General features: G+C 43.3%; 13 protein-coding genes. 6 read left to right on the forward strand and 7 right to left on the reverse strand.

Annotation, left to right across the window (positions count from 1 at the left end; translation table 11 throughout):
• The first annotated feature begins 147 nt into the window (after positions 1–147).
• Together DP116_RS08230 and crcB (DP116_RS08235) are read left to right on the forward strand one after the other, a co-directional pair.
• Positions 148–684, forward strand: coding sequence for an outer membrane beta-barrel protein (locus DP116_RS08230; protein ID WP_169154726.1), 537 nt, complete (start codon positions 148–150; stop codon positions 682–684).
• A gap of 195 nt (positions 685–879) precedes the next feature.
• The gene (crcB, locus tag DP116_RS08235; RefSeq protein ID WP_169154727.1) at positions 880–1290 is read left to right on the forward strand and encodes a fluoride efflux transporter CrcB; all 411 of its coding nucleotides are present in this window, start codon (positions 880–882) and stop codon (positions 1288–1290) included.
• A gap of 74 nt (positions 1291–1364) precedes the next feature.
• On the opposite strand, the gene crcB (DP116_RS08240) is transcribed toward crcB (DP116_RS08235), so the two are convergent.
• From crcB (DP116_RS08240) to DP116_RS08250, 3 genes are all read right to left on the reverse strand, one after another.
• The gene (crcB, locus tag DP116_RS08240) at positions 1365–1748 is read right to left on the reverse strand and encodes a fluoride efflux transporter CrcB (protein WP_169154728.1); all 384 of its coding nucleotides are present in this window, start codon (positions 1746–1748) and stop codon (positions 1365–1367) included.
• 149 nt (positions 1749–1897) lie between these two features.
• Positions 1898–2425, reverse strand: coding sequence for a hypothetical protein (locus DP116_RS08245; protein WP_169154729.1), 528 nt, complete (start codon positions 2423–2425; stop codon positions 1898–1900).
• A gap of 611 nt (positions 2426–3036) precedes the next feature.
• Positions 3037–5928 carry an nSTAND1 domain-containing NTPase gene (locus tag DP116_RS08250; protein ID WP_169154730.1) on the reverse strand — a complete coding sequence of 964 codons (2892 nt, stop codon included), beginning with the start codon at positions 5926–5928 and terminating at the stop codon, positions 3037–3039.
• A gap of 127 nt (positions 5929–6055) precedes the next feature.
• Between DP116_RS08250 and DP116_RS08255 the strand changes: the two genes are divergently transcribed.
• Entirely contained in the window at positions 6056–6439 is a 384-nt protein-coding gene (locus tag DP116_RS08255) for a CU044_2847 family protein (RefSeq protein ID WP_169154731.1), read from the forward strand.
• A gap of 1 nt (position 6440) precedes the next feature.
• Here the strand turns inward: DP116_RS08255 and DP116_RS08260 are convergent, their stop codons facing one another.
• The 3 genes from DP116_RS08260 to DP116_RS08270 all read right to left on the reverse strand — a co-directional run bounded on the left by DP116_RS08260 (position 6441) and on the right by DP116_RS08270 (position 7794).
• A complete protein-coding gene (locus DP116_RS08260; RefSeq protein ID WP_169154732.1) occupies positions 6441–6821 on the reverse strand; it encodes a DUF5615 family PIN-like protein in 381 nt (126 codons plus the stop codon).
• A complete protein-coding gene (locus DP116_RS08265; RefSeq protein WP_169154733.1) occupies positions 6818–7045 on the reverse strand; it encodes a DUF433 domain-containing protein in 228 nt (75 codons plus the stop codon). The genes DP116_RS08260 and DP116_RS08265 overlap by 4 nt, the downstream gene beginning before the upstream one ends.
• A gap of 68 nt (positions 7046–7113) precedes the next feature.
• Complete coding sequence (locus DP116_RS08270; RefSeq protein ID WP_169154734.1) at positions 7114–7794, reverse strand: Uma2 family endonuclease; 681 nt, start codon at positions 7792–7794, stop codon at positions 7114–7116.
• Positions 7795–8117: 323 nt separating this feature from the next.
• Here DP116_RS08270 and chlP point away from each other — a divergent pair, with 323 nt between their 5' ends.
• Entirely contained in the window at positions 8118–9338 is a 1221-nt protein-coding gene (gene chlP, locus DP116_RS08275; RefSeq protein ID WP_169154735.1) for a geranylgeranyl reductase, read from the forward strand.
• Between the two features lie 463 nt (positions 9339–9801).
• The gene (locus DP116_RS08280; protein WP_169154736.1) at positions 9802–10554 is read left to right on the forward strand and encodes a choice-of-anchor K domain-containing protein; all 753 of its coding nucleotides are present in this window, start codon (positions 9802–9804) and stop codon (positions 10552–10554) included.
• Positions 10555–11028: 474 nt separating this feature from the next.
• Here DP116_RS08280 and rpaA read toward each other — a convergent pair whose 3' ends face one another.
• A complete protein-coding gene (gene rpaA, locus DP116_RS08285; protein WP_169154737.1) occupies positions 11029–11775 on the reverse strand; it encodes a two component system response regulator RpaA in 747 nt (248 codons plus the stop codon).
• Positions 11776–11932: 157 nt separating this feature from the next.
• Between rpaA and DP116_RS08290 the strand changes: the two genes are divergently transcribed.
• Positions 11933–13015, forward strand: coding sequence for a YheT family hydrolase (locus tag DP116_RS08290; RefSeq protein WP_169154738.1), 1083 nt, complete (start codon positions 11933–11935; stop codon positions 13013–13015).
• Positions 13016–13078: the final 63 nt, after the last annotated feature.

A 13078-nucleotide genomic window follows, 5' to 3' on the forward strand; every position in this document is an offset into this window, starting at 1 on the left:
TTAAATTGTCTACTTTGTTCACCCAAATGGGTGAAACAGTTTCACCCACTTGGATAGCCTAAGTGCGTGAGGTTAAATTTTGTTAAAAAAGGGATTCTAGTACTAGAGAAGATTGATTGCACTAATTCACTCTAGTAAAAGAAACCTATGAAATTTACAAAATTATTAGCTTCTACAATTGCTGTTGCTTCTGTTGTTCTTTCTGCTGGTATTGCTTCAGCTCAAAACGTTCCAACTCAAGAAGCTGCAACACGTGGTATGAACGGTAGCTACGTTGGTGCTGGTGTTTCTGCTGGCGTCACCAATGGCGGAAGACAAAATGATGCGGCTGTATTAGGTGGAAATGTTCAAGGACGGTACGCCGTTCCGAATGCGCCTGTTTCTGTTCGCGGTTCTGTTCTGTTTGGTGGTGATTCAACAGCAATTATACCAACACTAACATACGATGCACCCATCGCTAAAAACACTAACGTTTACATCGGTGGTGGTTACGCTTTTCAGACTAATGAAGGTTATGCAAGCCAGTTGGGAAATAAGAATGCACCTGTCTTAACTGTTGGTGCGGAAACACAAGTGGCTAAAAACACCGTTCTCTATGGTGATGCTAAGTGGGGTATTGACGCCTATAGGGACAGTGATTCTGACGCCCTGAGCTTACAAGCCGGAGTTGGTTACCGCTTCTAATCCTTCATAGTCAGTAAAGAAGGATTTTGATGCAAAACCACCAAATGTATAGGAGTAGTGAAGCTTTTCCTCTGATTTGTCGGAGCTTCACTGCTCCTTCGCTATTTTTGCAGTAATGAACATAAGTATTAGATTGAGCAACAAAACGAAATTGTATAACATGAAAAAGCATTCTATGATTCTGAATGTATTCCTATGCTGCAAAATCCTGTCATTCGCGCCGCTGTTGCAATCAGTCTTGGCGCAATTGCTGGAGCGCTTTCGCGCTATTATCTCGGTTTATGGTTCAATCAGCTTTTTGGTACAGAATTTCCCTACGGTACACTGATTATTAACATCAGTGGTTGTTTTGTTATGGGTTTCTTTACCACATTGTTAATAAGAGCATTAAGAACGATTTATCTTGATGCCCGACTGCTAGTCACCACCGGCTTTTTAGGGTCTTATACTACGTTTTCAACTTATGAGTTAGATACAGCCAAGTTGCTTCAACAAGGTAACTTAGAAATTGGTTTGTTCTACTGGCTCTGTAGTGCCGTATTAGGAATGGTATGCTTTCAGTTAGGAGTTATCTGCGCTAAATTTTTCCATATTAGAAAGGAATGAAAACTCATTCGACTAACTGTAAATAAACTTGTCAAAAAAATGATATGTGTCCAGACATGAAGAGAATCAAAAAATTATATCATTCTTGCTAACAAGATTCCCAACTCTATACTAATAAACCCTAATAACGGACTACTCAACCAATAAAGTAAAGCAGTTTTATAGCCCCTAGCTTGTAACACATTTGAGGTGTCTAGGGCATAAGTAGAAAAAGTAGTGTATGATCCTAAAAATCCTACGGCTACTAATAATTGCACAACCTGAGAAATCCCAAACTTGGATGTGAGACTAGTAAAAAAACCCATCAAAAAAGCCCCAGTTATATTAATAAAAAAGGTTCCATAAGGAAATGCTGTCCCGAAGCGAGACGTAAAAAATAAAGTAAGATAATAACGACTTAGGGCACCTGGGATTGCTCCTAAGCTAATGGCAAAAATAGTAGAAATAGCAGAATTCATATAAGTCACTAACTGGTTGTTTTATATTTTTATTTAGTGCATTTAAGTCAATTTCTTCAGTTTTTACACTTGAAGTTAGTGATTTATAATATACAACGAATATGGCAATATGTGACTGCTTTTCTAAGATGCCCCTGTTAGATCCGTTTTTAATGTTTAATATTCAAATTGAGGACATAACTTCCCACTAGGAGATCTCCCACCCACAATTCATATTCTACAGATAAATTCTCTGGCAAAGGGTGTCCGCTCACTGTTAGATGACGAGTAAAATTCCGCAAGCGAATAGGTTTATTTGGTTGTTGTGAATTTTGTTGTTGTAAATCATTTGGCAACCAATAGTAAGTGGTGCCAGAAACGCCCTGTTGCCAAATGTGACGGTAACTCATTTGAGCGTTACCTTGCATAGTCATGACGACTCGTTTTGGAGAAATCTCTAACCACAAGATTCGGCGACTGGTGTTGACATCAGCATTACCTTGCTCTTGGCTACCTATACTCTCTGTACTGAAAAAGTTTGTCATTTCACAATCTGTGACAGGTGGTGCAGTCAGTACTATATGGAATCGATTACCGTCCTTTTGATGCAGTGTCACCGGAGTTTCCACAACAGACCAAATTAATAGGTCTGCGGACATAAGTGATACAGATACTGACTTGCAATGATGAGTTATCATGGGAGTGATCACGGGTAAAAACAATATTAAAAAGATTTTGTAAATACACCTCTACTTATCTCATAGGTGAAAGCAAGAGTGACTTATGCACTAAATTCATTCTGATAAGTAGATCAACATTGAAAAGCGTAAAATAGAGTCTTTGCGATTATTTAGCTCGACCCGAAACGTGGAGCGAATTAATGACATTTTACGTTTAATTAGGTTAAGCTACTAAACATCTGCTTCATCATGTTTGCAAAATGTAAAATATAGGAATCCGGTTTGGTTTATAAACGAACTCGTTGAGGTAGGGAACAGGGAACGCGTCTGTGTTTCAAGCTTCCTTCCTTAGGGTCTCGGCTCATAAAATAACTTTTCCTCAATTGTGATACTAAGTTGCCTATGTCCCAAGGGGACACGCTAGCCCCGTTTGGGGGCGCTGCGCAAACGCGAACAGAGAGAAAAAAACCGCACCAGAGCGAATTTGCGGTGTGGATGTTCCTCCCGCACTCGTTCGCGGTGGGCGCAGAGAACACAGAGAAAGAGATAGGGAGAGGGAAAATTCTCTGTATGAATGCAACGCGCATATGACATAGCTATTTTGGCATCGCTTCTGCGGTTCCTTGTCCCTACTTCTGCGATGGCAAACCCAGCTTGACACGAAACTCATCATCGTAGTACGCCTTCTCCCAATTTCGGGCAGATTTAACTTGTTCAGGAGTCAGGTTTTTGGCACTACCAAAGACGGGATAACCAAAGACGGGATAACTGTTGAAGTGGGCACCATTAAGATTCGCACCATTAAGGTTCGCACCATTAAGGTTCGCACCTCCAAAGTAGGCACCACTGAGGTCAGCATCACTAAGGTTAGCACTACTGAGGTCAGCAGCAGTGAGATCGCTACCACTGAAGTTGGCTTTACGAAGGTCGGTTTTGGTAAGGATGGCTTTGAAGAGATGGGCATTTCTAGGCAAGGCGAAGCTGAGGTTGGCACTGGTGAAGTTAGCTCCGTTGAGACTAGCACCGTTAAGAAAGCAAACGCGAAGATCTGCTTTGCTGAAGTTGGCACTATCAAGCTTGGCTTTGTAGAAGTTGGTACCGATGAGCTTTGCACCGCTAAAGTTGACACCATTGAGAATGCCATCGCTGAGGTTGATATCCTTGAGGTTTGTTTGACTGAGGTCAATGTTAATCTTGTTAATTATGACACCCATTTTTACTAGTTTTTCTAATGCCTTATTTCTTTGCGCACTATATTCCTTTCCCTTAGCATGTTTGATAATCTGTTGTAGTTGCCTTATTGTAAATCTCTCAATTACAGTACTTAGAAGTACTGCTAAACCAAGGGAAATAATTAAACCTAATCCAAAAAACTTGATTCGATTATCCCGTTTATGTCTCAAGCTTTGTTGAATCAAATCTTGAGCCAAATCTGATAGCATCAAGTTTCCAACTTGCTCCTGCTGAAATGCCCTTGCTTCTTGCAATGGTTTTCCCTGCAGTAAATAATCCTTCGTCTTTCCCCTCTCTCGCCACTCAAAAGCCGCCGTCTCAATTTTGCGTTTTTGTCTGAGTTTGTCTCGGTTTTCATCAAGCCATTTTCGTAATAATGACCAATGACGAATCAGTGCTTCATGGGCAACATCGACCACCGGAACTTTACCTGAGTTCGCCCCTTTCTCAATTAAGGTGCTGGTGACAACCAACTTGGCATCTGCTAACTTTTGAATCACCTCCTCCACTAAACCCGGTGATTGCTGCGATGTGACTAAATCTCGTTGTAAAACCTGCCTGCGAGTATCTTCTGTTCCTTCTCCTAGCTGTGTCAGTTCCAGAAAAATCTGCTTTGCTGCTACTTGCTCGTCGGTTGATAAAGATTCATAAACCTGATTAGCACGTTTTTGCAGCGTTCCCTTGACTCCACCAAGCCGCGTATATGTGGAGAGCGTTAATTTTTCGTCTTCTCGCTGTTGACAAATTTCTGTGAGTGTGAATTGCAATAACGGCAAGCTTCCCGGTGAACCTTCCACATCGGCAATGATTTGGTTAACGAGTTCTGGCTCAACTTCCAAACTTACCTGTTTCGCAGGTTCGACAATCGCCTGTCTCAACTCTTCTGAGTTCATGGGCGTAACTGTCACCAGATTTTGCTGAATCTGCTGCGCTAGTCCGCTATACTCTTGCTCGGCACACTTGCCAAAAAAATCCGCCCGCATCGTCAGCACCAAACAGAGTTTATCGCCTGTCTTCTCCAAAGCACCCAACAGGCACTCAAAAAACTGCTGTCGTTCGGTGATGTCTTTGCACAGGGTAAAGACTTCCTCAAATTGATCCGCCACCAGCAACACCCGCTTAGTGTCCGCAGTGTCAATCAAATATCTTAACCCCTCAGCTTTCTTGGCAATCAATTCCTCTGCTTTTGCTAACTGGGATGCCCGGTCAATACCTGATAACTCCGAATCCACAAAAGCAAGTGCTAAACTTTGCAGTGGATGCTCACCCGGTTGAAAAATCTTGATTTGCCAAGTCTCACTACCTGATAACCGCCGCCCCAGCCTCAGCTGATAAAGTAATCCTGCCCTGACGACACTCGACTTACCACTCCCAGATGCTCCCAGTACCGCCAAGAAATTCCCTGCTCGCACTCGTTCTAAAAGTTGGTCTGTAAGCGCTTCTCTACCGTAAAAATACTGGGCATCTTCTGGAGTGCAGTCAAAGTATTGCAATCCCCGATAAGGACAAATGCTCGTGACAACTGAATGACTAGACTCAATATCTGGCACTTTCCAAGTGCGAGTCAGGTTAATTGCACCACCGGAGTTAGCAAACAAGGGACGCTGGGGGAATGCTTGTAAACGTTGATTGAGAACATCAATAAGAGTGTAATTTGTCACCCAAGTACCAGAATTGCGTTTGGGGTCAAGTGCTTGCAGTAAAGCGTCTGTCAGCACACTATGATTGCTACTAATCGCCTCATAAGCAACCTCGAATTCTCTTGATGCAGCGATAAAACACCTATCTCTTCCTTTCCCCCTATCCCCCGGATCGGCTTCAGCAAAATTCAGCAACTCACCACTGTAACAGCAATCCAACCAGATAATCTGCTGTTTGATTGGACTTTCTTGCAGTAGTTCGCGCAGCCATTTCAAGCGAATTCCCCAGTTTCCCAAATCGGGGTTGACATCGCTGGTAGCAAGAAAGCCTTCCTGAATTCCTTTATTTTTACGCAATCCATGACCAGAAAAATACAGCAGCGCAGTATCTGGAATATTTTTGCCTTCTGGCTTAAACAGTTGAACGATCGCTTCTTCGAGTTGAGTTAATGTAACTTGAGTTTTCTGACCAACGCGAATTGTGTTATTCTGCTTATCCTTAACACCAGGTAGTCGCTTGACGTTAAATTCGCCGTAGTTTTGTAAGAGAGTGGCGATCGCCTCTGCATCTTGTGCAGGTGCTGTCAAAGCAGTTAAACGCTCATAACTATAAGTATTAATTCCAACTACCAAAGCGTCTCGGCTCATAAAAGACAGCTTCGCTCCTGTTTTATAGAGTCATTAAACAGATACAATCTCCCAGTCAATATTTTCGGTATAAATGCAGTAGTATTATGATAATTTATTTTATTCTTTGAAATTAGCAATTCTTACTATGACCAAACTCACACCCATCCAGCTAGATGACAACACGATTATCTACATTGAAGCCACAGACGACGTGAACGTTCCCTTAGTTATCGCTGAAGAACCCGCAGAGGAAGAGGAAGAAGCACTGATTGACAAGGGAATCAGTCCGGAAGCTGTGCGCAAGCAAATTGTGCAAAATTTTCAGATAATTCACACCACGATTCGTGCTTACACGCTTTGTAGCCTGAATGCATTTAAGCAACTTCCCATCCCAGGAGTCAATAAAGTGACTTTAGAATTTGGTATCGAATTGGGTGGACAAGCAGGCATACCTTATGTGACAAAAGGGACTGCTAAAAGTAACTTGAAGGTTACCGTTGAGTGTTCATTTCCCAAGGAAATGACATAGTTTATTCATCTTCACTGTCAATTGGCAATGCACGAATACGAATGCGACTTTGCTCCAAGATCACTACGCTACCTTGTTGTAACGCTTCTTGAATAGAGAGCAAGTTTGCCAGCAAAATCTGTAGCTGTCTATGGGGACGGCGTTCACTCCTGCGACGGAACAAAATCACTGATGGCTTGCTTTCCTGTCGCAGTGCTAACAACGTGCCAAAATCGGTGTCGGCAGAAATGATAATTCGGTCTTCAGTAGCAGCTGTTGCGAACACCTCTGTGTCTGAGGCTGCTTGCATTCCGTAATCACGAATATGAACTGCATCATACCCCTCCTGCTGAAGTCCTTGGGCAATTAGAGGCGATAAAGCGTTGTCTACTAAAAATTTCATATATTAACGAGAGGCAATTCACGTTCAGCAACTGCAACGGCGGCGTAGTGTAAAGCCTCTGTGATGTCTTCTGGTTCCAAATCTGGAAACGCCTGCAAAATTTCATTCTCTCGCATCCCCTCAGCAAACATTCCCACCACAGTAGCGACAGGAATCCGCAACCCCCTGATACAAGGAACACCACCCATTTGATTTGGGTTAACAGTGATGCGCGTGAATTTCATGGTTTTCCTGGCTCATGAATAGTTCTAAATTCAGGATAGGCGATCATCGCATCGAAAATTTTTTCCCTCTAACTCTCAGGTAATTCACCAAAGCGTTCGCGATATCGAGCCAACAAAGCCTCCGCCTGTGCTGCTGCTTCCTCTGGCGTAGGAACGAGTTGTCCATCAACTGAGAAAAAACGCAATTGTTGCTGATGAATACCTAAAAAAAGCTCAAGTTGCTGACTCCACAGCCAACCCTCTGAATTAGGTTCTAACGGTTGATATTTGCCTTCCACCAAGTGAAAGCCTGCAAATTCTAATGTTTCGGGATCGAACCAGAAATAGTCAAAAGTGCGGAAAGTATCCTGGTAAATTTTCTTTTTCAAACCTCGGTCAGTATCAGCAGTTGATGGAGAAAGCAATTCTACAATCACATTCGGGTATTTGCCCTCTTCTTCCCACACTACCCAACTTTTGCGAGGTTTACGTTCAGTATCTAAAACAACAAAGAAATCTGGTCCTCGGAAATCTTGTGATTTACGCTTGTTGGGACTGAAGTAAATAGTGAGATTACCGGAAACATAAAAATCTTGACGGTTTCGCCACCACCACTTGAGCAGGCTAATGAGCAGATCAATTTGTTCTCGATGGAGATCCGTTTCCAAGGGTGGTTCATCACTATAAAGGTCGCCAGGTGGGAATATAATATCATCCCACTCTTGCTCTTGGGTATCTGGTGCAGTAGTTTGGTCTTTGGCAACAGACATAAGTGTCTCAGCAAAGGAAGATAAACATAGTGTAGCGCCTCCCAAAATAAGCAATGAGCAAAAGCGATGAGCCTGATCGAAGCTAAGGGGTGTAAGGGGGGAAAGACAATTTTACTTCTTCCACTCTTGTCCACCCCTCTTCCCCTCTTTTCCCCTACACCCTCATACCCTTACACCCTTACACCCTGCCCAAAGGGCATTGAAACTCTTGCGAAATATTAAGGAACTTTGCATTTATGTCAAATCTGGAAACCAGAGCGCGAAATTAGTCAAAAGAGCGTGATACCATTCTTTCGGTATATGTCAAGATTGGGAGAAGACCTTTGACACTACGGGTTGCTGTTGTTGGGTCCGGTCCAGCTGGTTCATCAGCTGCAGAAACGCTAGCCAAAGCCGGAATTGAAACCTACCTCTTTGAACGCAAGCTAGACAATGCTAAGCCGTGTGGCGGTGCAATTCCTCTGTGCATGGTGAGTGAATTTGACCTGCCGCCGAATATCATTGATCGTCAAGTGCGGAAGATGAAAATGATTTCACCCTCCAATCGTGAGGTTGATATCAATCTAGTAAACGAAGATGAATATATAGGAATGTGCCGCCGTGAGGTGCTGGATGGTTACCTGCGGGATCGTGCGGCAAAACTAGGGGCAAATTTAATTAATGCCACTGTTCATAAACTCAATTTTCCCACCAACAATACAGACCCCTACACCATTCATTACCTAGATCATACAGAAGGTGGTGCTTTGGGTATTGCCAAAACCCTGGAAGTTGATGTGATTATTGGCGCAGATGGGGCAAATTCCCGCATTGCGAAAGAGATGGATGCGGGGGATTATAATTATGCGATCGCCTTCCAAGAGCGTATTCGTCTACCCAAAGACAAAATGGTCTACTACGAAGACCTTGCTGAAATGTATGTCGGCGACGATGTGTCTCCTGACTTCTACGCTTGGGTATTCCCCAAATACGACCACGTTGCAGTGGGTACTGGTACGATGCAGGTTAATAAAGCCCGCATCAAACAATTGCAAGCTGGTATCCGCGCCCGTGCTGCCCGCAAGCTGGTTGGTGGTCAAATTATCAAAGTAGAAGCACACCCCATTCCTGAACATCCTCGTCCCCGTCGCGTTGTCGGAAGAATCGCTTTAATAGGTGATGCTGCTGGCTATGTGACCAAATCGTCTGGTGAAGGCATTTATTTTGCTGCTAAGTCCGGACGGATGTGTGCGGAAACTATCGTAGAAATGTCCAACGGTGGTAACCGCATTCCTACAGAAGCTGACCTCAAGGTCTACTTGAAGCGCTGGGATCGGAAATACGGACTCACTTACAAGGTGTTAGACCTTCTACAAACCGTATTTTATCGTTCTGACGCCACTCGCGAAGCTTTTGTAGAAATGTGTGATGATCGCGATGTCCAACGTCTCACTTTTGATAGCTATCTCTATAAGACAGTTGTCCCAGCTAATCCCATCACTCAGCTCAAAATAACCGCCAAGACGCTTGGTAGCTTACTTCGCGGTAACGCCCTTGCTCCTTAAAAGGAACACGACAAATTTGTGACAAAGACGACTCTGTCACTTTCACAATGAACAGTTATTTGTTATCAGCAAGCAGTTATCATGTCATCCTCAAAATGGATACAGGAAAACGCCAATCAGCCCTCACAAATTAATTTGTGAATAAATCAAAAAAACGCTGGTTGAACTGATAACAGATGGCTGTTCACTATTATGTAAGTATGAGTTTTAATTTTCTTTCATCAGAAGGTAATACACTGGAAGCTAGATGATTTATTATTAATACTAATTATTTTGTCAAACCCTTATCGAGTCCTAATTCTAACCAATACTCCAACAAAATTGCTTTGATAAGATTTAAAAAAAATTATCCAAAAAATTCACAAAAACTTTATTAATCTATTGGCAAAATTTCTATAAATTTATTAAGGTAGACTGGGTACTTATTTGAGAAAAGCTCCTGGATAGGAGTGAAAGCCTAGCTATGAAACTAAGTTCAGTTTTTGCTGCTGCTTTGTCAACTTTTGCTGTGAGTTTGATCACAGCATTTGGTTTCTCCAATCACGCTCAGGGTCTAACTATTTTAGGCAACTCGAGTGGTATCTGGGGAACACCTGATCCAGGGAGCAATACCGATCCGGTTTTTTCCGGTGTGGGAACGAACACATTTACTTGGGGACGTTCTCGTCCAGATGATCGTCAAAACAACTATGGAACTGCTGCAAATGAGCTGACCTTTACTGGAAATCCCTTTTCCGCAGACGACGTTGGTTCGCTGTTTAAGGTGGGCGATTTAGAGTATTACAATGGCAAGGTTGAGCAAAGCACGAGTGTTGATTCCGTGCCTTTAAATCTCACTCTATCATTCACTAATCCTGGTACTTTCAGGGAAGTTTTCAACTTCGGCTTTCAGCTTGTGAATACAACAAACTTAGGAGTGAATCCTGAGGACGATGCAGATATTGTGTATATAAAGGACAACTTTGACACTCGCAATTTCTACTTTGAAGGAAACGAATATCAACTGAATTTAATTGGCTTTAGCCAAAACGGTGGGAATACAACTGTTAACAAATTTAGCGTTTTTGAAGATGATAGAACTACGGCAGGCATTTATGCCAGAATGACTCGGATAACACCAGCGAAACAAATTCCTGAGCCAGCAGGTATTGTTGGATTATCAGTGCTAGGCATCTACCTTGTGACCCATAAGAAATCCTTGGGTGTAAAAAAATAATAGGCTGAGGTGAATTCACACGTAATTTGCCTATTTATAGCCAGGGGTGTGAAGTCCTGGCTATTTATCTTGGGAAAGTAAGCAGTTCGTTGCTCACAGCAGGGCTTTACGGTTAGTAAGCGCGCTGCGTGTCCCTTTGAAACTTACGCGTAGCGTCTGTACACGAGATACCCAGAAAGTCAAACAAATTGGCTACACTACATACTATTGACACTCTCTCATTTTCCGTAGCGTAGAGTGTCAATTTTTTGAGTGAACAACTGAAGTGATAAGTAAAGTGAGGGTAACAATCTATCTCGGGAGCGCAAGAATGAGTTTATCCTCTATCTACTGAAACCACGCCCCCTTTGGACTCGCTTCCAAACCGATATCTAAACACACCTTGCTATGCGTCGATCTATCGGCAGTGTACACGACTGCATGAGACACGTTGCGACGACGAGCAGGATCAGCACCTCCATTATTTGGCTGTTGTTACTGAACTCCTGATGTTGCAGAAGCACCTTCAGTTGACTGAGGTAAACTGGGTAACTCCAAGCAGTAACCTGCACCATACACCGTTTTTATATAACGAGGATGGCGGGGATCAGGTTCTAGTTTGGTTCTCAGGTGGCGGATGTGTACGCGAATAGTTTCTATATCATCATCTGGATCATAACCCCAAACTTCTCGAAGAATTTCACTTGGAGAAACTGTCTGACCGTGGCGTTGAAGCAAGCAGTGCAGAAGTTCAAACTCTAGATGAGTCAGTTTTACGGTCTGAGTGAACCATATTGCCTCAAATCGTTCTGGAACCAAGGTCATTGGTCCGTAACTCAGAATTTCACTGTGCTTTGCAGCTTGAGGAATTCGATCCGTACGTCGCAAGAGTGCTCGCACCCGTGCCAACATTTCTTCAACTTCAAACGGTTTAGTGAGATAATCATCTGCACCAGCATTGAAGCCTTCGACTTTATCCTGAGTTTGGCTCAAAGCCGTTAACATCAACACGGGAATCTCGGCAGTACGCTCATCCCTCCGCAGGCGTTGGCAAACAGTAAATCCATTTACCCTCGGGAGCATCAAGTCGAGCATAATCAAATCTGGCTGTAGCTGGAGAGCAAGCGCCTGACCTTTGATGCCGTCTTCAGCTTGGCTGACATCATAACCAGCCATTTCTAAGTTGACGGCAACGAGTTCTGAAATTGCGGCATCATCGTCTATGACAAGAATCCTCGGCATTATTAAAAATTTATTACTACTTATTAAGGATAATTAACAACCTTTGGTAGATACAAAGATTGCTGTATTGATTATAAAAAATATTTTAAATCTAACATAAAGATTAAAATTAAAGGATTGTGGTGCTAAACCCAAACTATACTAAAAAGCTGTCCCAATGTGTTACTCCTCTTACAGTCCACCGTGGTTTTTGCAAGACGGTACCGTCCAGACTCTCTACACCGCTTTGTGGGCTAGTCGTGATTGGGAACATACAACAGAAAATCCAGAACCGCCTTATGAAGAAAAAATCTTTACGGGTGCCAAAGGGGTTCCTATCTTTGGCTGGGTAGCCATCCCTGACAATGCTCATGGCACTATTGTGGGCACTTACGGCATTACAGGCGATTTGGATAACCAATGGTACCTCAAGCTATTGGGACGTAAAGCATATGCTCAAGGGTATGCTGTAGTACTGTTTGATTGGCGTGCTCATGGTAAGACAGCTTTGTTGTCGCCAACGTTAACAAGTGATGGGTTGTACGAGGGAGAAGATTTTGTTCGCATCGCAGCAACTGCCAAAGCAATGGGATGCCCAGGAAAATTTTGGTTTATGGGGTATTCTCTGGGTGGACAATTGGCGCTATGGGCAGTTAAGGCTGCGGTGGAACTCGTCAAAGAGGATGCGGATTTAGGGCTAGAAGATAGCGAGATTGGAGGTGCTGCTGTTATTTGTCCGAGTTTGGATTCCGGGCGATCGCTTTCTTTTCTGGTCAAACATCCTATAGGAAAATATTTAGAAAGGTCGATCGCACGCCAGTTGAATAAACTCGCATGGCAAATTCATGATGCTCATCCTGGAACTCTTGAGCCTGAGGCGATTGAAAGAGCTAACAGTATCTGGGGTTTTGACGAGGAACTCGTGATTGGGCGGTTGGGTTTTCCCACAGTAGATGCTTACTACGACGCAAGCAGCGCTTTACCACTTCTGCCACATCTGTCCAAACCGACTTTAATTATCTACGCTGAAGATGACCCGTTTTTTGAGCCTGCTATTATACCTGATTTACAAGCCGCTTGTGCGAAAAACTCAGCAATAGATTTGTTGCTGACTCGTTACGGTGGTCATGTTGGTTATATCAGTAGTCAAAAATGTCAACGCCAAGCACAAGACCCCGATCCGTGGTGGGCGTGGAATCGAATTTTAGAGTGGATGGGTCAACAACAGCCAAAGAGTGTGAACTACCTACACGGTTCCTGAGTACAGGTACAGTGAACAGTAAACAGTGAACAAGGGGTGGACGAGTCCGTTTCCTACCTGATA

Source organism: Brasilonema bromeliae SPC951, from assembly GCF_012912135.1.
GTDB lineage: Bacteria > Cyanobacteriota > Cyanobacteriia > Cyanobacteriales > Nostocaceae > Brasilonema > Brasilonema bromeliae.